Source organism: Massilia sp. DD77 (assembly GCF_036961685.1).
Taxonomy (GTDB): Bacteria; Pseudomonadota; Gammaproteobacteria; order Burkholderiales; family Burkholderiaceae_D; genus Telluria.
On the sequence record NZ_JBAMDH010000026.1, the window covers coordinates 1 to 19,772 of the forward strand.

Below are 19,772 nucleotides of genomic sequence, written 5' to 3' on the forward strand. Positions count from 1 at the left end.
CCAGGGCGCGGGGGCGTCCGGCTGCAGGGCCAGCAGGCGCGTGTAGGCCTCGACGGCCTGGTCGGGACGCTCGCTCCAGCGGTACAGGTCGCCCAGCGCGGACCAGACGTCGGCGTACTCGGGCGAGGCCTGGGCGGCCGCCCTCAGGTCGGCTTCCGCCTCGCTCCAGCGCTCCAGGCGCGTGTAGGCGATGCCGCGTCCGAGCAGCACGTCGGCGTTGCCCGGCGAGCGGGCCAGCAGCGTGGTATAGGCGGCCACCGCCAGGGCCGGCTGGCCGCTGTTGGCGAGGCTGCGCGCCTGCTCGTACTGCTGGTCGAAGGAAGGGGCGGGTGTGGCGGGCTGGACGTCGACGGCGGGCGGCTGGTAATCGATCATGGAGGCTATCGGATGCTGCGTGGCAATAGCAAGAACTCTGCCCGAGGCCCCCCGCAGCGTCAAGGAACGCACGCTTGCCGCGCCTGCAGTGTCGCTCCGATCCGTCAAACGGATGCTATGCTGTCCACCCACTTGTTGGATTAGCCACAGCCGAAACACGGCGCGCCACCCACCACATATTGACATTGATGCTAAAGCAAGGTGCAATCCGGGGTGGCTGGCAGGTCAGCAATAAGCGAATAACGATAACAGGAAGACGGATGAGCAGAAGCAGCGGTGGCAAGGCAAGGGGAACGGGACGCACGACGCTGGAACAGGTGGCGGCCCTGGCGGGGGTATCGATCATGACGGCCTCGCGCGCGCTCAGCCAGCCGCAGCTGGTGTCGGAAGCCACCCGCGTCAAGGTGGAGCAGGCGGTCGACGAACTCGGCTACGTGCCCAACCGCGCGGCGCGCGCACTGGCCTCGGCGCAATCGCATGTGATCGTGGTGCTGGTGCCTTCGCTGTCGAACGCCGTGTTCCCGGCGGTGCTGGACGGCATCCACGACGCGGTCGGCCCCAGCCGTTACCAGCTCCTGATCGGCAACACGCACTACTCCGACCGCGAGGAGGAAAAGCTCTTGCGCGTCTACCTGCAGTCGAATCCGGACGGCATCCTGCTGACCAGCATCACGCACAGCCCGCCGGTGGCGCAGATGCTGGCCAATTCGCGGGTGCCGGTGGTGTCGATGATGGACCTGGCCGACAGCCCGGACGTGCTGTCGGTGGGCTTTTCCCAGCTCGACGCCGGCGTCGAGATGACGCGCCACCTGATCGGCAAAGGCTATCGCCGCATCGGCTTCGTCGGCGCCCAGCTCGACGAGCGCACCCTGCGCCGTGCAGATGGGTACCGCCAGGCGATGCAGGCGGCCGGCCTGGCCGACCCGCGCCTGGAAATCATGGTGCCGGCGCCTTCCACCATCGCCCTCGGTGCGGAACTGATGGACCGGATGCTGGCCAGCGTGCCCGATTGCGATGCGGTTTTCTTCTGCAACGACGACCTGGCCCACGGCGCCATCTACCACTGCCAGCGGCGTGGCATCCCGGTGCCTGACCGGATCGCCATCTGCGGCTTCAACGACTTGCCGGCCTCGGCATGGATGATGCCTTCGCTGACCACGATCGACACGCCGCGCTACCGCATCGGCTTCGAAGCCGCCAAGCTGCTGCTGCAAGTGATCGGGGGCACGGAGCCGGAGCAGAAACGCATCGACCTCGGCTTTACCGTGCGCGAGCGCGAAAGCACCTGAAGCGCTTCGTTACCGAAGTCACACACTTGCCAGCAGGAATATTTTGTGGCTGTCGGTAAAACTTACAACGTCCCTTGTCAATGCTGAGTGGATAAAGAAAGATAGATAGCGGTATCAGTACCTTGCATCCTTTGGCACGCAATTTGCGTAAGTACACGTAGTTCCAGCAATCGTTGAACCGCCCGGTTCGGCGAGATGATAGGAACCTATAACAAGGGATGAAAATGTTAAAGAGAACCATGCATGTGGCCATGCTGGCCGCCGTGGGCGCCCTCGCCATGCCGACGCTGGCGCACGCCACCCTCATCACGACCACCACCAACAACTTCAACCTGACGCGTTCGGTCAACGACACACTGGGCGCCAACAAGAACGCGTCCGATGGCGCCACCAGCCAATCCAACGTCAATCTGGGAACGACCACGCTGGGCCAGTTCAACAGCGCCACCGGCGTGTTAACCGGCGTTAACGTAGGGCTGGCATCCACCTACAAGCAGAGCACGAACGTGAGCAGTGCGGGCACCAGTGCCGGCAGCAATATGGGCAACGCCAACGCCATCGGTACGGGCAGCAGCGCAATCAAGCTGACGGTGCCGACCAACGTGTCGGGGGCGACCGCCAATCTCTCTGCCAGCGACAGCTGCGCCGGCAAGCCGAAGGATGCGTGCAACAACGGCGCCACCTCCACTACGCTCAACCATAACGCCACGGTCGGCTCGGCCAACCTGAACGACTACGTGGGCGGCGGCACCGTGGGCGTGACCCACACCGCGACTTCGCTGTCGGCGGACACCACGCTGAACAGCTACAACAGCCAGGCCACCACCGCCTCGACCCTGGACTGGTTCGGCTCGCTCACCGCCAGCTACAGCTACCTGGAGCACGCCTCGCAGTCGTTCGATCCTTGGGGCAACACCGTGATGAACCTGAATTTCGGTTCGGTCTACCAGGGCGATGCCGTGGCCGACCTGGTGTTCTTCATCCATAACCTGGCGGGCGACCGCGTCGGCCTGACCATGACCGGCATCAGCGAAAGCGGCGACTCGAGCAACCGGTTCACGACCAATGTGGCTAATTTCGGCACCTTGGCGGCGGGCGCAAGCACCAACTATGGCGCCAGCTTCCTGACCGACATGATCGGTTCCTTCGGCGCCATCTACGAGTTCACCTTCGCCGACGCCGCGCCCGATGGCGCGTTTGCCACGAGCACGCTCGGTTCCGGCTACAAGCTGACCCTGAACCTGAGCGGCAGCGTGGTCGAGCGTCCGGCCGATCCGGCCGAGGTGCCGGAGCCGGCTTCGCTGCTGCTGCTCGGCCTCGGCGCCGCCGCCATGGGCCTGCGCCGCAAACGCAAGGCCTGACCGGCCCCGCAGTTCATCCCTTCGCCCGCCGCGCCGCTTTACAAGCGCGCGGCAGGCCGGTTATGCTGGCTCCTTGATAGCGCTATCAAAGAAGCATGCGGATAAAACACGATGGGATTGCCTGGGTGGTCATGGGCGTATGCGGTTGCGGCAAAAGCGCGGTCGGCGCGCGCTTGGCCGCGGCGCTCGGCGTGCGCTTCGTGGAAGGGGACGATTTTCATCCGCCGGCCAACGTGGCGCGTATGTCGGCGGGCATCGCCCTGACGGACGAGGACCGCCAGGGCTGGCTCGAAGCCTTGCGCGACGAGATCCTGCGCGCGCAGGGGCAGGGCATCGTGCTGTCCTGCTCTTCGCTCAAGCGCGCCTACCGCGACATCCTGCGCAGCGCAGGCAATGTGCGCTTCGTCCACCTGGCAGGAGCGCGCGCGCTGATCGAAGCGCGCATGCGCGAGCGTCCCGGACACTACATGCCGGCCTCGCTGCTGGACAGCCAGTTGCGCACCCTGGAGCCGCTGGAGCCCGACGAGGCGGGGATGACGCTCGGTATCGGCGACGATCCGGACACGCTGGTGGGCCGCATCCTGGCCAGCGCGACGCACCGGTCCGCGCCTGGCGCGTAAAACTCCCCCCACCGGTGATGTGAGACCGCGGCGCGCCTGCGCACTAGACTTCGGGTTTGCCAGTGAGCGCAGGAAGCCGGACCTTCCTGCGCGGCTGCCTTGACCAACCTGGGGATCTCCATGAAACACATCCAGCTCATCCTCCTCCTGGGCGGCGCCTGCCTGTCGCTGAACAGCCAGGCCCAGTCCTTCGGCGACTTCCTGAAGAATTCCGCCGTCAACGCGGCGCGCGCCGCCGTGTCGGGCAATGTCGACCGCGCCGTCACCGGCGCCATCGACCGCGCCTTCAGCGGCGCACCGGAACAAGACCAGTCGCAGGCGGCCGATACCGCCGCGGCGGCGGGCGCGCCGATTTCCGCTATTCCTGCCGCTGCTTCCTCTGCCTTTGCCGCCCCGGCGCCGCAGGCCGCCGCCGCCCCAGCGCTTGCCGCAGGCTGCAAAAAGCGCTTGAAGGAAGACAATCTGCTGCTTGGCGCCAGGCCGGAGAGCTTCGAACCTGCCGGCCTATGGCCGGAGAACGCCGCCTGCGCGGTCCACAGCTTCCGCGACTTCGAGTTCAAGCAGGCGCGCGAAGCCAAGCACGCTTTCCGCGAAGCCAGCAAGATCCGCTGCCACGGCTGCGAGGGCGGCTACGCCTTCGACGCCTGGGGCGGCCATGGACTCATCAAGAAAGGCGGCGATTATTCGGCCGAGTTCGCCAAGCTGCTGGTGGCCCTGAAACAGGGCCAGAGCGTGGGCTGGAAGGGCAACAAGTACCATGTGTCGATCACCAAGGTCGGCGAGCATCCGATCGGCGACACGCCCTGCAACCAGTTCCACTATGTGCTCAAGGACGGCGGCAAGCAAGTCGCGCAATACGACGGCATGTATTGCGAGTACGCCCGTCCCTATATCAGCAAGCCGACCTGGAACGAGGTGGTGTAAGCGGTACGCCGCCGAATCGCTCCCTGTGCCACACTGGGTCTTCCGAATTCATGTGACAGCAGGGAGCACAGCATGAGCAACGATCAGCCGAACAAGAACCCGCAGAGCGGCCGGGAACAGCAGCCCGAACCGCAGGAGGAACAGCGCCAGCACCAGGGCGAGCAGGGCGCCAGCAGGCAGGAGGCGCCCGCCTCTCCACCGGCCGACGTGGACGGCCTCAAGAACAAGAAGCCGGAAGAACTCACGCCCGAAGAGCTGCGCCTGATGGCCGACACCATGCCGGGCGAGGGCCCCGGCGACTGAGTCCCTCCTGCCGCGTCAGGGAACCAGGACCTCGAGCGTGTAGCTGCGGCCGGCCTCGATGCCCTCGATGCGGCCGGCAGGCAGCACTTCGCCGTCGCATACGACCTGCACGCCATTGCCGGACCCGCGCGTGACCTCCACGTGGAAAGTCGCGCCGCGGAAACGGCGGGTGATCTTCATGCCTGGCCAGGCCCGCGGCAGCTGCGGCGCCACCGTCAATCCCCGTGCATCGCCCTTCAGGCCGCACAGGCCTTCGATCACGCTGCGGTAGACCCAGGAAATCGTGCCGGTGTTGAACAGCTGGCTCGAACGGCCCGCCGTGCGCGGGTATTCCTTGTAGGCGCCGCGGTAGTAGTTCGGGATGAACACCGGCAGCTGGCCGCGCCGCAGGTAGTCGTTTGCATCGGGCCCGGGAATCATCTTGCGCAGGGCGCCGAAGGCGCGCTCGGTCTCGCCCACGGTGTACAGGCTGTAGATGTAGAACACCGAGGCATGGTTGTAGACCGCGCCGTTCTCGGCCGAGCCGGGGTGCTTCTGGGTGACGCGGCCGACGTCCTCGCGCATCTTGCTGTAGGGCGGGGCGAACATCTGCACGCCATAAGGCGTGTCCAGCTGGGCGTCGACCTGGGCCAGCATCAGCGCGCGCTGTTCCTCGCTGGCCGCGCCGCCCAGGATGGCCCAGCTCTGCGGGTTCAGGTAGATGCGGCCCTCGAGGTCGGCGGCAACGCCGAACTTGACGCCGTCGTCGGTGATGCCGCGCCCGAACCAGGCGCCGTCCCACAGGTGGGTATTGGCCGCCTCGTTCATGGCGCTTGCGCCGGCGCGGAAGTGAGCGGACAGGCGCTCCTCGCCGCGCGCGGCGCAGACGTCGGCCCAGATGTTCAGGGCGTAGGCCGCGGCCACCGTCAGCCAGCCGGATACGCCCCGGCCCTTGTAGCCGACCATGTTCATCGGATCGCACCAGTCGCCCTGCTCGATGTAGCTCAGGCCGCGCCCGTCGCGCTTGTGCAGCAGCCAGTCCATCGCCATCGAGATGCGCTCGAAGGCCGTGCGCGTGCCGTCATGGGCCGCGACCTGCTCGGACAGGATGCCCTCGTCGCCGGTCTCGTCGAGATAGGCGCGCAGGCAGACCGGCAGCCACACGCAGTGGTCGGTGTGCGGGATCTGGTTGATGTACTTGAGCTCCGCGCCTTCGAACAGCAGGATCCCGTCGGGCATGGCGCCGCTGGCTTCCTGCTGGGTGAGGGCGTGCAGGAAGGCGGCGCGCGCCACCGCGGGCTTGACGAAGGCCATGCCCATGTTGTCCTGCAGGTAGTTGCGGGTCTGCGGGTCGGTGCTCAGGCGGTTCACGTCGCCGTGGTAGTAGACCTGGCGCGCCAGCCAGTGGTTGACGAAGTTGTCCAGTTCCTTGTCGGGCGTCTCGATTTCGACGCAGCCGGCGCCTTCAAGCAGGTAGGCTTCCTGGGCGCGCGCGGCGTCCGCGAAGCCTTCCGCGCTCAGGTAGCGCGCGCGCATGGCCGCGATCTCGGCGTCGTCGTAGGCGGGACCGAACAGGAAGCGCTGGACGCTGGTCCCGTTCGGCGCCAGCGCGAGGCGGTACTGCAGCGCGGCCACCGGCGTCTCGTAGCGCGCGTCGCCGCCGGCCAGGCGTTCCGCGTCCAGGCCGGACGGCGCATGCAGTCCGCCTTCGCCTTCGAAGGCCAGCTGGTTGGCTTCCCAGGCGTCGGGCGGGTTCTCGCACAGCAGGTAGGTCTTGTCCTTGAACAGGCGGTTCTTGAAGTAGTCCTGCAGCTTCTGGTAGGGCGTAACGCAGGACGCCACGATGCCGCCCAGGTCGGCGCGGTACTCGGCCGACTGGTTCATCCACGACATGTAGCCGACCGTGAAATACGGATAGACGCTGATGCGGCGCGGGCGGCCGGACAGGTTCGTGACCCTCAGCGACCACAGTTCGGCGACGTCTTCGACCGGCAGGCCGAGGTTCAGCTCGACGCGGATGCCGAGCTTCTCGACGGTCCAGCGCAGGTCGCCCTGGCCGACCGAGAACACGAAGCGGTCCAGTTCACCGCGCACCGGCTCGTAGGGCGCCGAGAAGACTTCGCCCGTCTCTTCGTCCTTCACGTAGAAGAAGCGGCCCGGATGGTGGGCGTAATAGGCCTGCTCCGGCTGCATGAAGGTCTTGGCCTCCAGGTTGGGCGCGTACGAGTACTTGGCCGGCTCCGGCTGCATGAACTGGGCGGTGGCATAGCCGCGGCAGGTGACCTGGATCATCATCTTGCGGTTCCACAGGAAGCCGCCGGCCTTGGGCATGGCGGTGGGGCTGTGCAGTTCGTAGCGGGCGCCGTTCTCGGTGGGGTTCAGCATTACATCTCCAGGTCAGTCACGCGCCGGCCTTGCGCGCGGCCAGTTCGGCCTGCATGCGGGCCAGCTGTTTGGCGTCGAGGTTATAGAAGCACATGGTCAGTACCGCCGCCAGGGCGAAGGCGGCGGGCACGAAGGACATCAGCCACACGATGCCCGCCTGCGAGCCGGTGCTCTGGGCGGCGTTCGGCACATAGCCGAGCGCGGTGAACACCGAGCCGATCACGGCCACCGCCAGCGCGGTGCCGAGCTTCTGCGAGAAGGTCGCGGCGGCGAAGGTCATGGCGGTGGCGCGGCGGCCGGTGCGCCACTCGTTGTAGTCGGCGGTGTCGGCGTACATCGAGAAGGCCAGCGGCGACTTGGGACCGAGCACCAGGCCCAGGCCGGCCTGCAGCGCGAACATCAGGTCGATGCGCTCGGGCGGGATGAAGAAGAAGGCGGACGACAAGACCGCGGTCGCGCTCATGAGCACGATCATCAAGCGCTTCTTGTCGACGAAGCGCGTCAGCAGGGGCGTGCAGGCCGCGCCGACCGCGGCGGCCACCATGTAGGTGGGCACGAAGGTGGCCATCAGCTCGGGGCGGTTGACCACGTACTTGAAGTAGTAGGCGGCGGTGGTGGTGCGCAGGGTGATGGTCACCATGATCACCAGGGCCAGCACGAACAGCACCATCCACGGGCGGTTGGCCATCAGGTCGAGGATGTCGCGCTTGATGTCCGACTTCTGGCCCGGCATCGGCGCCACCCGCTCGCGGGTGTTGAGGAAGGTGACCAGGAAGAGCAGGGCGGCGGCCACGCTCCAGGCGGCCATGGTCAGCTGCCAGCCGCGCGCATCGTTGCCGGCGCCCAGCCACTGCACCATCGAGGGCGTGGCGGCGGTGACCAGGGTGCTGCCGGCGAAGGCGAAGATGAAGCGCAGACCGTTGATGGTGGAGCGCTCCTGCGGATCGGCCGACATCACGCCCGACAGCGCGTTGTAGGGGATGTTCACGCAGGTATAGCAGACCATCATCATCAGGTAGGTGCCGTAGGCCCAGGCCAGCTTGGCGTCGCCTTCGAGGTCGGGCGTGGTGTAGGTGAGCACCGCGGCCGCGCCCAGCGGAATCGACATCCAGACCAGGTAGGGACGAAACTTGCCGAAGCGGGTCGCGGTGCGGTCGGCCGCGGCGCCGATCATGGGGTCGGTGAAGGCGTTGACGATCTTGATGACCGACATCAGGGTCGCGGCAGCCGCGGCCGAGATGCCGAAGGTGTCGGTGTAGAAGATCAGCAGGAAGGTGGCGACGTTGGTCCAGAAGAAGTTGAACCCCATGTCGGCGATGCCGTAGCTGAGCTTTTCGCGCCAGGTAAGAGCCCTGTCCGCCGGCTTGGCGGTGGTCTCCGCGCGCGTGGCCTCGCCAAGCGTGGCGCTGCCCGGATCTGCGTCCCCGCGTGTAAGCATGTGTTGTCTCCGTTATTGTGCGGAGAGCCTGGGCTCTCCGTTCGCGTCTGTGCAGATAATACTTGATAGCGCTAACATGTCTGTGCAGTATGCCTCGGGACTATCCGCATGTCAAACATTCGAGCGACCAGGCGGGGCGAGAAATATTCCACTGAAGTATCTATATTTGTGCAAATTAATTGTTTCGGATATAATGGATGAGTAGTGCTGCCGGCGTGCCGGAGCCCTGCATCCCAATATGGCGATCACCTGATCCGCCTTCGTTCATATGCGGTCCACCTGGGCCGCGCCCGGCCTGTGCGGCGCACCGCTTTCCTTTGCAGGGAAGGCCTTGCGCCGCGCATCGGTGGCGCCCGCCTCCGGCAAGGCCATCAATATCGCACACCGCTTGCATCACAGGGGCCCACATGCAAATGCTTTTCTCCGCCGGTTTCATTTTCCTGATCGTGTCGTGGGGGATCCTCGCCCCGGCGCACATGGCAGCGGCGCTCGACGCCACCCTGGCGGCGCTGACCCGCAACTTCGGCTGGTTCTATCTTTGGGTGGTGCTGGGCCTGGTGCTGTTCGCCGCCTTTGTCGCCTTCAGCCGCTATGGCAACCTCAAACTCGGCAACGAGGACGACGAGCCCGAGTTCTCGGTCGGCAGCTGGTTCGCCATGCTGTTCGCGGCCGGCATGGGCATCGGCCTGGTGTTCTGGGGCGTGGCCGAGCCGGTCTCCCACTACGTGACGGCGCCGCCCGGCGTGGCGGCAGGCACGCCGGAGGCGGCGAATGCGGCGATGCGCTACGTTTTCTTCCATTGGGGCGTGCATCCCTGGGCGGTGTACAGCGTGGTGGCCCTGGCGATCGCCTTCTTCCAGTACCGGCGCGCCGGCACGCCGCTCATCAGCACGGTGACCGGGTCGCTGCCATGGGGCCCGGTGCGCGCCATGTCGGGCGTATTCAACGTGCTGGCGGTCGTGGCCACGGCCTTCGGCGTGGCTTCCTCGCTGGGGATGGGCGCGCTGCAGATCAACAGCGGCCTGCACGCCGTGTTCGGCGCGGACATCAGCGAAACCTGGCAGGTCGCGATCATCGTCGTGACCACCGCCGTGTTCGTGGGTTCGGCGGTAAGCGGGGTGGGGAAGGGCATCAAGCTGCTCTCCAACTTCAACATGCTGCTAGCCTTGCTGCTGGCGCTGGCCGTGTTCGTGCTCGGCCCGACCGTGGCGATCATCGATACCCTGACCAATACCCTGGGCAGCTACGTCAGCGACATCGCCCGCATGAGCCTGCGCTCCACGCCTTTCCGCGACAGCAGCTGGGTCGCGAACTGGACCATCTTCTACTGGGCCTGGTGGATATCCTGGTCGCCCTTCGTCGGCCTGTTCATCGCGCGCGTTTCACGCGGGCGCACCCTGCGCGAGTTCATTGCGGGCACCGTGCTGGCGCCCTCGCTGGCGGCCTTCCTGTGGTTCTCGGTATTCGGCGGCAGCGCGCTGACGATGCAGATTTGGCAGGGTGTGCCGCTGGCCGAGACGGTCAAGGCCGACGTGGCACTGGCGCTGTTCGACATGCTGCAGTTCCTGCCCTTCGGGCAGATCATGTCGGTGGTGGCCACCGTGCTGGTCGTGGTGTTCTTCGTGACCTCGGGCGACTCGGCGGTGCTGGTGCTGGGCATGATGAGCAGCCGCGGCAACCCGAACCCGTCCGGGCGGGTGAAGATCGTGTGGGGAGTGCTGATCGCGGGGATCGCCATCAGCCTGCTGCTGGCTGGCGGCCTGAAAGCCGTGCAGACCGCGACCATCCTGTTTGCGTTGCCGTTCGCGCTGGTGATTGTGCTGATGGTGGTCGCGCTGTGGCGGGCCATGCGCGAGGACTGGATGGCGGAGGACAAGCGGGAGCGCGAGATGCGCAGGAAGATGCGGGAGATGGTGTCGCGCTAGGGCGCTTGTTAGCCTAAAGACCGTCGCCCCGGCGAACGCCGGGGCCCAAGTTTGCAGCGTCGCCGCGGCACACGCACGCTGAGGCGCCGGCTGGTTCGGAAGTGATGCGGACTCAGCGGCTTCGGGAGGGAACTTGGGCCCCGGCGTGCGCCGGGGCGACGTTTTTGCAGGTAACGGTGCAAGCGTGCAGCCAGAGCGTGGCCGCATGCACGATTAGAACTGTTCCCACTCGTCCCCGACGGTCGCGGCGGCCTTCGCGGCCGGGCGCGACGCCTTGGCCGGTGCGGCTGCGGGAGCAGGGCGCTTGACCGGCGCCGTTGCGCGCGGCGCCGCCAGCTTGGTGGCCGTGGCGCGCACCGCGGGCGCGGGCTGCGCCGCCTCGTGACCGACCTTGAACACGTCGACCACCTGCGCCAGGCGCGCCGCTTCCTGCTGCAGCGAGCTGGTGGCGGCGGTCGCTTCCTCGACCAGGGCCGCGTTCTGCTGGGTCGCCTCGTCCATCTGCGCCATCGCCTGGTTGACCTGGTCGATGCCCTGGATCTGTTCCTGGCTGGCCGAGCTGATCTCGCCCATGATGTCGGTCACGCGGCGGATCGAGCTCACCACTTCCTGCATCGTGACGCCGGTGTGGTCGACCAGCTTGGCGCCGGCGTCGACCTTGTCGACCGAGTCGCCGATCAGCTGCTTGATCTCCTTGGCCGCCGTTGCCGAGCGCTGGGCCAGGTTGCGCACCTCGGACGCCACCACGGCGAAGCCGCGGCCTTGTTCGCCGGCGCGCGCCGCTTCCACGGCCGCGTTCAGGGCCAGGATGTTGGTCTGGAAGGCGATGCCGTCGATGACGCCGATGATGTCGACGATCTTGCGCGAGGATTCATTGATCGAACCCATGGTGGCGATCACCTGCTCGACCACGGTGCCGGCTTCGCTGGCCACGTTCGAGGCGGCGATCGCCAGCTGGTTGGCCTGGCGCGCGTTGTCCGCGTTCTGGCGCACGGTACCGGTCAGTTCCTCCATCGAGGCCGCGGTTTCCTCGAGCGAAGCGGCCTGCTGCTCGGTGCGGCTCGACAGGTCGAAGCTGCCGGCGGCGATCTCGCCCGATGCGCCGCTGATGGCCTGGGTGCCGGTGCGCACCTGGCTGACGATGCGCGCCAGGCTGTCGTTCATGTTGCCCAGTGCGCGCAGCAGGGCGCCGGTCTCGTCGCCGCTCGCCGTGTCGATGCGGTGGGTCAGGTCGCCGGCGGCCACGGTTTCGGCGGCGCGCACGGCTTCGCGCAGCGGCACGGTGATCGAGCGGGTCAGCAGCCACGAGAAGACGGCGCCGAGCGCCAGCGCGGCCGCGGCCAGCGAGGCGATCAGGACCTTGCCGCGGCTGGCGGCGGCGTCGATCTCGGCGGCGCTGGCGCCGATGCGCTTGTGCTGCAGGTCGAGCAGCTCGCGCACCTTTTCCTGATAGGCCTTCGAGGCGGGCGTGAACTGCTGTTCCAGGATCTGGTTGGCCAGTTCGACGTTGCCTTCACCCTTGGCCTTGACGGCGTTGTCGCGCGCCGCGCTGTAGGCCTTGCGGTGCTCCATGACCGCCTTGAACAGGGCGGTTTCGTCCTCGCCGCTGATCAGGGGCTCGATCTGCTTCACCAGGTCGGCCGACAGCTTGCCGGTAGCGGCCGCGTCTTCCTTGAAATAGTCGCCCAGCGAAGCATCGCTGCTCTTGACGATGGCGGCGGTGCGGCGCACGGCGGCGAAGATCTGGGTGTACCACTCGGCGATCATGCGCTCCTTGGCCAGCGGCTGGGCCAGGATCTCGCGGGTTTCGTCGGCCACCTGGTTGAGGCGCCAGACGCCGACGGCGGCGATCAGGCCGGTGAAGATGAGGGTCAGTGCGAAGCCTGCGGCCAGCCGCGTGCCGATATTCAGTGTGTTGAAAATGCTCATAGTGGAAGAGTGGGCGCTGCCGCTTCCGCCGTCAGCCGGCGGGAGCGATAGGAATAGGCACAAAAGTCGGAAAGCATAGATTATTGCCGAATGGCAATGTTAACGCTTCATTTTTGTGACTTTGTGTAGCGTTTCAGGCACACCCTTGCAAAGTTGTCTACTCGAGCCCGGCGGCTTCGCGCAGGCGCTGTGCACGCTCATGGCTGGCGGGATGGGTCGAGATATACCCTGCCGTCACATCGATCCAGCCGTCTTCCGGCTCGTCCTCGCCGAACGTCTCGAACAGGGCGGCCAGCGGCTCGACCGGGATCCCGCGTTCCAGCATCAGCTTCAGGCCATGGTCGTCCGCTTCCAGCTCCATGGCGCGCGAGAATTTCAGGTCCATCAGCAGCGCGGGCGCACCGGCGGCCACGGCGCTGAAGTCGCCGAACAGGGTGGCCGACAGCGCCGCCGTCAGGGAAGCGCGGGTCAGCGAACGCGCCGAATGGCGCAGGCGCACGTGCCCCGCTTCGTGGGCGAGGATACCGGCCAGGGCCGCCGCGGCTTCCTCGGTCAAATCGCCTTTGCCGATCACCATGCGCACCATCTGGTCGGTCAGGACGATGCTGCCGTCGGGCAGGGCCATGGCATTGGGCCCGAGCTGCGGCGCGTCGCGCACCAGCAGGCGCAAGCGCTTGTCGCCCGGGGCCACCGATTCCAGCAGCGCTTCCAGCCGCGCCACGCGCTGCTCGCTGAAGCGCGAGGGCAGCAGCAGGCCCTGGTGTTCCAGGGCGGACAGCGCGGACGTGCCGAGCGTCCGGTCGACTTCCTCCGGCAGGGCGGCGGCGATGTGTTCGGTGGCGGCAGGGATGCCCCACTGGACGGTCGCGGCCAGCAGCAGCACCAGCAGCACCAGGCAGGCGAGCGCCGCGCCGATGCGTTCCTGCCAGCGCACCGCCAGCGGCTTGCGGTAGCCGAGCAGGCCCGCCAGCGCGGCGCCCGCGGCGGGAGAGGGTACTTCGCAGCGTGCGCCGTCGGGGAAGTAGAGCACGGCCGGGGTGCCGGCGAAGGGCTCGGCCAAGGTGGTGCCGGCGAGCGGATAGTCGCGCTCGACCGCGCCGCGCAGGCCCAGGCCGGTGCTGCCGGCGGTGAGGTCGACCGTGTGGAGGCGGGCGCTGACGCCGTCGAAATAATAAGCTGTGGTCATGTGTCGGTTACCAGGACAGATCGATGCCGAGTCCATCGGCCGCGCCGTCGCCGGCGGCGTTCTTGCGGCCCTGGGTGGCGCGCGCCGAGGCCTCGACATCGCCGTCGACTTCGACGCGGGTGTGTTCGAGCCGGTAGCGGTAGGCCGCGACCACCGCGTACGGACGGTAGAGGCCGAGCGTGAGTACGGTCAGCACGGCGTTCTTGGATTGCAGCATGACGAAGCCGCGCACCGGAATGGTCGATTCGATGCGCACGCCGGAAAACAGGGTGTGCGACCAGGCCAGGTTGGCGAGGCGCGCCTGCATGAAGGGACCGGCCAGCAAATAGGTGACATAGCCGGTCAAGGCGAGGATGGCCATCGGGACGAAAGTGGCCAGCGCGCCACTCTCCGCTCCCGTCGCGGCGATCGCCACGCCAGCCAGGAGGCTGGCGGCGATGCCGAACGCCAGGCCGATGCCGCCCGCCACCAGGTAGGCGCGGTAGAAGCGCCACGGGCTCAGCTCGTAGGCGGCGGCCCGGTTCCCGAACAACAGGTGGCGATGCTGGTAGGCCTTCATCTGCCCATGCATCAGCGGCCAGCCGAGGTAGAGCAGGGACGCCAGTCCGCCCCAGGCCGGCTGTTCGGGAAACACGGCCAGGAGCAGGCCGGGCAGCAGGAAGGCGGCCACCGGCGCCGTGTAGCACCGGTAGGCCTCGGACACGGAGCCGGAAAAGCCCAGCCACAGGCCGCGGTACTGCGTGTTGGCGAGCCGGAAGCGCAGCGCGCCGCGCATCAGGTAGGGCAGGGCCATCAGGATCGCGCCGATCACGACGACACCGAAGGCGACCGAGAACCCGAAGGCGTAGTGGTAGCCGGCCAGCAGCACCAGGGCCAGGAGGCGTCCGCGCAGGACCGCCCTGGGGTCGCCGCGGAAGTCGAAGCAGGCGCCGGCCAGCCGGGTGTTGCGGTCGAAATACTGCAGGCGGCGCACCTTGGCCCAGGCCGAGTAGATGCCCAGGGTGACCAGGCTCAGCAGCAAGTTGACGACCCAGATGCGGAAATACTCCTGGCCGCTGCCCGTAAAGACGGGAACGTGGACTCGCGGCGCGGGCGCGCTTGCCCAAGGCTCGGCGCGCGCGGCAGCAGGGGACGCGGGAAGGTCCGGCGCGGGAGCGGAAACGGCATCTGGTGCGAGGATCATGGCAAGCCAGGGATAACGAAGAGTGCGGGCATCATAATCGCTATCCGGTAGATGATAAATAGTTAATGCATGTTGGGTTATGGAATGTGTGGCGGCTAGCTTTTTTTCCGGCAAGCGCGCTGTCCGGGCCCGGAAGCTGACTGCTTGGACAGAAGACTTCGCGCGTTTAAGGTATAATTTCAATTTCCCGCGCGTGCCGTCCGGCACCTATCTGCACAATGACCAAATTCGTATTCGTCACTGGCGGCGTCGTGTCTTCCCTGGGCAAAGGGATCGCGGCCGCCTCCCTCGCCGCGATCCTCGAGAGCCGCGGCCTCAAAGTCACCATGCTCAAGCTCGACCCGTACATCAACGTGGACCCGGGTACCATGAGCCCCACCCAGCACGGCGAAGTGTTCGTCACCGACGACGGCGCCGAGACCGACCTGGACCTGGGTCACTACGAGCGCTTCATCAGCACCCGCATGAAGAAGGTGAACAACTTCACCACCGGCCAGATCTACGAATCGGTGATCCGCAAGGAACGCCGCGGCGAGTACCTGGGCAAGACCGTGCAGGTGATCCCGCACATCACCAACGAGATCCAGGATTACATCCGCCGCGGCGCCGAAGGCGTGGACGTGGCGCTGGTCGAGATCGGCGGCACCGTGGGCGACATCGAGTCGCTACCCTTCCTGGAAGCGGCGCGCCAGCTGTCGCTGCGCCAGGGCCGCAAGGGCGCGGCCTTCGTGCACCTGACCCTGGTTCCCTACATCTCCTCGGCCGGCGAGCTCAAGACCAAGCCGACCCAGCACAGCGTGCAGAAGCTGCGCGAGATCGGCATCTCGCCGAACGCGCTGCTGTGCCGCGCCGACCGCCGCATTCCGGACGACGAGCGCGCCAAGATCTCGCTGTTCGCCAACGTGGAAGAGCAGGCCGTCATCAGCGTGTGGGACGTGGACACCATCTACAAGGTGCCGCAGGTATTGCACGACCAGGGCCTGGACGACATCATCCTGGAAGCACTCGGCCTGGAAGCGCCGAAGGCCGACCTGTCGATGTGGACCAAGCTGATCCACACCCTGGAAAACCCGAAGCGCGAAGTCACCATCGGCATGGTGGGCAAGTACGTCGACCTGATCGAATCGTACAAGTCCCTGACCGAGGCGCTGCGCCACGCCGGCATCCACACAGAAAGCCGCGTGAACATCGAATACCTCGACTCGGAAGAGATCGAGAACAAGGGCTGCGATCACCTGGCCAAGTACGACGCGATCCTCGTGCCGGGCGGCTTCGGCAAGCGCGGCGTGGAAGGCAAGATCCAGGCCGCCCGCTACGCCCGGGAGAACAAGATCCCCTACCTGGGCATCTGCCTGGGCATGCAGGTCGCGCTGATCGAGTACGCCCGCCACGTGGCCGGCCTGCCGAACGCGAACTCCACCGAGTTCGATCCGGACACCGACCAGCCGGTCGTGGCCCTGATCACCGAGTGGCAGAACCACGACGGCAAGGTCGAGAAGCGCGACACCAATTCCGACCTGGGCGGCACCATGCGCCTGGGCGCCCAGACCTGCGCGGTGAATCCGGGCACCCTGTCGGCCGAGATCTACGGCAACGTCGTGACCGAGCGCCACCGCCACCGCTACGAAGGCAACAACTTCTACCTGCCGCGCATCGAAGCGGCCGGCCTGGTGGTTGCGGCGCGCACCCCGAACGAAGACCTGCTCGAGATCATGGAACTGTCGCGCGACGTGCACCCATGGTACGTGGGCGTGCAGTTCCACCCGGAGTTCAAGTCGACCCCGCGTAACGGCCACCCGCTGTTCACGTCGTTCATCAAGGCCGCGCTGGCGCACCAGTCGGCCAACACCAACGTGGCGGCGAACGCACAAGCGCCGGCACTGCAAGGAGATGCAGCATGAAACTCGCCGGTTTCGACGTCGGCCTCGACCAGCCGATCTTCCTGATCGCAGGCACCTGCGTGATCGAATCGCGCCAGATGGCGCTGGACACCGCAGGCACGCTCAAGGAAATCACCAGCGCGCTGGGCATTCCCTTCATCTACAAGTCGTCCTTCGACAAGGCCAACCGCTCGTCGGGCAAGTCCTTCCGCGGTCCGGGCATGGAAAAGGGCCTGGAGATCCTGGCCGAGGTGCGCAAGCAGATCGGCGTGCCGGTCCTGACCGACATCCACACCGAAGAAGAAATCCCGGAGGTGGCCAGCGTCGTCGACGTGCTGCAGACCCCGGCCTTCCTGTGCCGCCAGACCGACTTCATCAACGCCTGCGCGCGTTCGGGCAAGCCGGTCAACATCAAGAAGGGCCAGTTCCTGGCCCCGGGCGACATGAAGAATGTGATCGACAAGGCGCGCGCCGCCGCACGCGAAGCGGGCCTGCCGGAAGATAACTTCATGGCCTGCGAACGCGGCGTCTCGTTCGGCTACAACAACCTGGTCTCGGACATGCGTTCGCTGGCCATCATGCGCGAATCGAACTGCCCGGTGGTGTTCGACGCGACCCACTCGGTGCAACTGCCGGGCGGCCAGGGCACCTCGTCCGGCGGCCAGCGCGAGCACATCCCGGTCCTGTCGCGCGCCGCCGTGGCGGCGGGGATCGCCGGCCTGTTCATGGAGACCCACCCTGACCCGGCCAATGCGCTGTCCGATGGCCCGAACGCCGTGCCGCTCGGCCGCATGAAGGAACTCTTGACCACCCTCGTCGAGATCGACCGCATCGTCAAGAAGACCGGTTTCCTGGAAGCCGACTTCAAGTAACAGCATCTATGAGGCGCGCCCTGCGGCTGGGCGCGCCTCTTCACGTTTTTTACCCCTTATCGGAGAGTGTTTACATGAGTGCTATTGTTGATATTATCGGCCGTGAAATCATCGACTCGCGCGGCAACCCGACCGTGGAATGCGACGTCCTGCTCGAATCGGGCGTGATGGGCCGCGCCGCCGTCCCGTCGGGCGCCTCGACCGGCTCGCGCGAAGCGATCGAACTGCGCGACGGCGATCCGAAGCGCTACTTCGGCAAGGGCGTGCTGCAAGCCTGCGAAAATATCAACACCGAGATCTCCGAAGCGATCATGGGCCTGGACGCCAACGAGCAAGCCTTCCTGGACCGCACCCTGATCGATCTCGACGGCACCGACAACAAGAGCCGCCTGGGCGCCAACGCCATGCTGGCCGTGTCGATGGCCGTGGCCAAGGCGGCGGCCGAGGAAGCCGGCCTGCCGCTGTACCGCTACTTCGGCGGTTCGGGCGCGATGCAGATGCCGGTGCCGATGATGAACGTCATCAACGGCGGCGCACACGCCGACAACAACCTGGACATCCAGGAATTCATGATCATCCCGGTGGGCGCCCCGTCGTTCAAGGAAGCCATGCGCTACGGCGCCGAGGTGTTCCACACCCTGAAAAAGATCCTGCACTCGAAGGGCCTGAACACCGCCGTCGGCGACGAAGGCGGCTTCGCTCCGTCGGTCGCCAACCATGAAGAAGCGATCAAGCTGATCATGCAGGCGATCGAGCAGGCCGGCTACGTGCCGGGCCAGGACATCGCCCTGGGCCTGGACTGCGCCGCGAGCGAGTTCTACAAGGACGGCAAATACGTGCTGGAAGGCGAGGGCGGCCTGTCGCTGTCCGCGACCGACTTCACCAACATGCTGGCCACCTGGTGCGACAAGTACCCGATCATCTCGATCGAAGACGCGATGCACGAAGGCGACTGGGAAGGCTGGGCGACGCTCACCGCCGCCCTGGGCAAGAAGGTGCAGCTGGTGGGCGACGACCTGTTCGTCACCAACACCAAGATCCTGAAAGAGGGCATCCAGAAGGGCATCGCCAACTCGATCCTCATCAAGATCAACCAGATCGGCACCCTGACCGAGACCTTCGCCGCCATCGAGATGGCCAAGCGCGCCGGCTACACCGCCGTGATCTCGCACCGTTCGGGCGAGACCGAAGACTCGACCATCGCGGACATCGCGGTTGGCCTGAACGCCCTGCAGATCAAGACCGGCTCGATGTCGCGTTCGGACCGCATGGCCAAGTACAACCAGCTGCTGCGCATCGAGGAAGACCTGGGCGACGTCGCCACCTACCCGGGGCGCGACGCCTTCTACAACCTGAAGTGATCTCCCGGGCCGGCCGGCCTTCCCGGCCGGCCCCCTGTCGCAGTTGACCTGCGTAGTTGACCTGTTCATGCGCCTGATTACCATCGCCCTTGCCGCCCTGCTCCTGATGATCCAGTACCCGCTCTGGATCGGAAAGGGCGGCTGGCTGTCCGTGGCCGACATGCGCGGACAGGTCGAGGCCGTGCGCCTCAAGACCGAACAGCTCAAGGCCCGCAACGGCAAGCTCGAATCCGAAGTGCGCGACCTCAAAGAGGGTACCGGCGCGGTGGAGGAACGGGCGCGTTACGAGCTGGGCATGATCAAGCAGAACGAAATCTTCGTGCAGGTGCTGCGCAAGGACGAGCAGCCCACGGTCTCGATGACCGTGCCGCCGCCTCCGCCCCAGCCGAAGGACAAGGACAAGCCGAAGCCCTGAAGGCGTCGGAACCGCTCATGACTTCACCAAACACTCCCATCGATCCCGCGGCGCTCGATTCGCTCGACGCGATCGCCGACTGCCTGGCGGACGCCTTCGAAGACGGCGACGGCCAGCTGATCGCCTCCGCGCTGCTGGCGGTGTCCAAGGCGCCGGCCCTGCCGGGCCTGGCCGCGGCGGTCGGCATGCCGCGCGAGCAGCTGCAGGCGGCGCTGGCGTCCGGCGAGTTCGACCTCGATCTCACGCTGGAGATCATGAAGGTGGTCGATCTGCATATGTCGGGCGGCCGGACCGGCGCTGACTGAAGCTCTACTCCTGGACTGCTTGGACGCTTCGGCGGCTCACGC

At 66.5% G+C, this 19,772-nt stretch carries 17 protein-coding genes; 11 read left to right on the plus strand and 6 right to left on the minus strand.

From position 1 onward, the window contains the following. Nucleotides 1-375 (minus strand): tetratricopeptide repeat protein (locus tag V7778_RS16365; protein ID WP_335557180.1); only part of this gene is annotated, 375 nt, incomplete at its 3' end. Nucleotides 376-635: 260 nt separating this feature from the next. Between V7778_RS16365 and V7778_RS16370 the strand changes: the two genes are divergently transcribed. The 5 genes from V7778_RS16370 (at nt 636) to V7778_RS16390 (ending at nt 4,872) form a co-directional block, all read left to right on the plus strand. Continuing rightward, a complete protein-coding gene (locus V7778_RS16370) occupies nt 636-1,664 on the plus strand; it encodes a LacI family DNA-binding transcriptional regulator (protein WP_335557181.1) in 1,029 nt (342 codons plus the stop codon). 224 nt (nt 1,665-1,888) lie between these two features. Then, nucleotides 1,889-3,025 carry a PEP-CTERM sorting domain-containing protein gene (locus V7778_RS16375; RefSeq protein WP_335557183.1) on the plus strand — a complete coding sequence of 379 codons (1,137 nt, stop codon included), beginning with the start codon at nt 1,889-1,891 and terminating at the stop codon, nt 3,023-3,025. A gap of 95 nt (nt 3,026-3,120) precedes the next feature. Next, complete coding sequence (locus V7778_RS16380) at nt 3,121-3,645, plus strand: gluconokinase (RefSeq protein WP_335557185.1); 525 nt, start codon at nt 3,121-3,123, stop codon at nt 3,643-3,645. 120 nt (nt 3,646-3,765) lie between these two features. Next, entirely contained in the window at nt 3,766-4,569 is an 804-nt protein-coding gene (locus V7778_RS16385) for a hypothetical protein (protein ID WP_335557186.1), read from the plus strand. A 72-nt stretch (nt 4,570-4,641) separates the two neighbouring features. Then, nucleotides 4,642-4,872, plus strand: a complete 231-nt coding sequence (locus V7778_RS16390) for a hypothetical protein (protein ID WP_335557188.1) — start codon at nt 4,642-4,644, stop codon at nt 4,870-4,872. 15 nt (nt 4,873-4,887) lie between these two features. Here V7778_RS16390 and V7778_RS16395 read toward each other — a convergent pair whose 3' ends face one another. Together V7778_RS16395 and V7778_RS16400 are read right to left on the minus strand one after the other, a co-directional pair. Continuing rightward, nucleotides 4,888-7,236 (minus strand): GH36-type glycosyl hydrolase domain-containing protein, encoded by a 2,349-nt coding sequence (locus tag V7778_RS16395; protein WP_335557190.1) that lies wholly within the window; start codon nt 7,234-7,236, stop codon nt 4,888-4,890. 16 nt (nt 7,237-7,252) lie between these two features. Continuing rightward, nucleotides 7,253-8,674 carry an MFS transporter gene (locus V7778_RS16400; RefSeq protein WP_335557192.1) on the minus strand — a complete coding sequence of 474 codons (1,422 nt, stop codon included), beginning with the start codon at nt 8,672-8,674 and terminating at the stop codon, nt 7,253-7,255. 407 nt (nt 8,675-9,081) lie between these two features. On the opposite strand from V7778_RS16400, the gene V7778_RS16405 reads away from it, so the two are divergent. Then, on the plus strand, nt 9,082-10,599 hold the full coding sequence (locus tag V7778_RS16405; RefSeq protein WP_335557194.1) for a BCCT family transporter: 1,518 nt from the start codon (nt 9,082-9,084) through the stop codon (nt 10,597-10,599). Nucleotides 10,600-10,812: 213 nt separating this feature from the next. Here the strand turns inward: V7778_RS16405 and V7778_RS16410 are convergent, their stop codons facing one another. From V7778_RS16410 to V7778_RS16420, 3 genes are all read right to left on the minus strand, one after another. Beyond that, nucleotides 10,813-12,528: a methyl-accepting chemotaxis protein gene (locus V7778_RS16410; RefSeq protein ID WP_335557196.1), complete on the minus strand. Its 1,716-nt coding sequence runs from the start codon at nt 12,526-12,528 to the stop codon at nt 10,813-10,815. Nucleotides 12,529-12,685: 157 nt separating this feature from the next. Then, nucleotides 12,686-13,714 (minus strand): M48 family metallopeptidase, encoded by a 1,029-nt coding sequence (locus tag V7778_RS16415; protein ID WP_335557198.1) that lies wholly within the window; start codon nt 13,712-13,714, stop codon nt 12,686-12,688. A gap of 7 nt (nt 13,715-13,721) precedes the next feature. Then, nucleotides 13,722-14,897, minus strand: a complete 1,176-nt coding sequence (locus tag V7778_RS16420; RefSeq protein ID WP_335557200.1) for a YjgN family protein — start codon at nt 14,895-14,897, stop codon at nt 13,722-13,724. 218 nt (nt 14,898-15,115) lie between these two features. On the opposite strand from V7778_RS16420, the gene V7778_RS16425 reads away from it, so the two are divergent. The 5 genes from V7778_RS16425 to V7778_RS16445 all read left to right on the plus strand — a co-directional run bounded on the left by V7778_RS16425 (nt 15,116) and on the right by V7778_RS16445 (nt 19,730). Next, complete coding sequence (locus V7778_RS16425; RefSeq protein ID WP_335557201.1) at nt 15,116-16,798, plus strand: CTP synthase; 1,683 nt, start codon at nt 15,116-15,118, stop codon at nt 16,796-16,798. Further along, nucleotides 16,795-17,649: a 3-deoxy-8-phosphooctulonate synthase gene (gene kdsA / locus V7778_RS16430; RefSeq protein ID WP_335557203.1), complete on the plus strand. Its 855-nt coding sequence runs from the start codon at nt 16,795-16,797 to the stop codon at nt 17,647-17,649. The genes V7778_RS16425 and kdsA overlap by 4 nt, the downstream gene beginning before the upstream one ends. Before the next feature lie 74 nt (nt 17,650-17,723). Next, the gene (eno, locus tag V7778_RS16435) at nt 17,724-19,010 is read left to right on the plus strand and encodes a phosphopyruvate hydratase (RefSeq protein WP_335557204.1); all 1,287 of its coding nucleotides are present in this window, start codon (nt 17,724-17,726) and stop codon (nt 19,008-19,010) included. Between the two features lie 67 nt (nt 19,011-19,077). After that, a complete protein-coding gene (gene ftsB, locus V7778_RS16440) occupies nt 19,078-19,425 on the plus strand; it encodes a cell division protein FtsB (RefSeq protein WP_335557206.1) in 348 nt (115 codons plus the stop codon). A 17-nt stretch (nt 19,426-19,442) separates the two neighbouring features. After that, a complete protein-coding gene (locus V7778_RS16445; RefSeq protein WP_335557207.1) occupies nt 19,443-19,730 on the plus strand; it encodes a hypothetical protein in 288 nt (95 codons plus the stop codon). The last annotated feature ends 42 nt before the right edge of the window (nt 19,731-19,772 follow it).

Coding starts and splice junctions, on each gene's coding strand:
- V7778_RS16390 (WP_335557188.1), top strand. CDS start 4,642: ATGAGCAACGATCAGCCGAACAAGAACCCGCAGAGCGGCCGGGAACAG.
- eno (WP_335557204.1), top strand. CDS start 17,724: ATGAGTGCTATTGTTGATATTATCGGCCGTGAAATCATCGACTCGCGC.
- V7778_RS16385 (WP_335557186.1), top strand. CDS start 3,766: ATGAAACACATCCAGCTCATCCTCCTCCTGGGCGGCGCCTGCCTGTCG.
- V7778_RS16415 (WP_335557198.1), bottom strand. CDS start 13,714: ATGACCACAGCTTATTATTTCGACGGCGTCAGCGCCCGCCTCCACACG.
- V7778_RS16405 (WP_335557194.1), top strand. CDS start 9,082: ATGCAAATGCTTTTCTCCGCCGGTTTCATTTTCCTGATCGTGTCGTGG.
- V7778_RS16445 (WP_335557207.1), top strand. CDS start 19,443: ATGACTTCACCAAACACTCCCATCGATCCCGCGGCGCTCGATTCGCTC.
- V7778_RS16420 (WP_335557200.1), bottom strand. CDS start 14,897: ATGATCCTCGCACCAGATGCCGTTTCCGCTCCCGCGCCGGACCTTCCC.
- V7778_RS16395 (WP_335557190.1), bottom strand. CDS start 7,236: ATGCTGAACCCCACCGAGAACGGCGCCCGCTACGAACTGCACAGCCCC.
- V7778_RS16400 (WP_335557192.1), bottom strand. CDS start 8,674: ATGCTTACACGCGGGGACGCAGATCCGGGCAGCGCCACGCTTGGCGAG.
- ftsB (WP_335557206.1), top strand. CDS start 19,078: ATGCGCCTGATTACCATCGCCCTTGCCGCCCTGCTCCTGATGATCCAG.
- V7778_RS16370 (WP_335557181.1), top strand. CDS start 636: ATGAGCAGAAGCAGCGGTGGCAAGGCAAGGGGAACGGGACGCACGACG.
- V7778_RS16380 (WP_335557185.1), top strand. CDS start 3,121: ATGCGGATAAAACACGATGGGATTGCCTGGGTGGTCATGGGCGTATGC.
- kdsA (WP_335557203.1), top strand. CDS start 16,795: ATGAAACTCGCCGGTTTCGACGTCGGCCTCGACCAGCCGATCTTCCTG.
- V7778_RS16375 (WP_335557183.1), top strand. CDS start 1,889: ATGTTAAAGAGAACCATGCATGTGGCCATGCTGGCCGCCGTGGGCGCC.
- V7778_RS16425 (WP_335557201.1), top strand. CDS start 15,116: ATGACCAAATTCGTATTCGTCACTGGCGGCGTCGTGTCTTCCCTGGGC.
- V7778_RS16410 (WP_335557196.1), bottom strand. CDS start 12,528: ATGAGCATTTTCAACACACTGAATATCGGCACGCGGCTGGCCGCAGGC.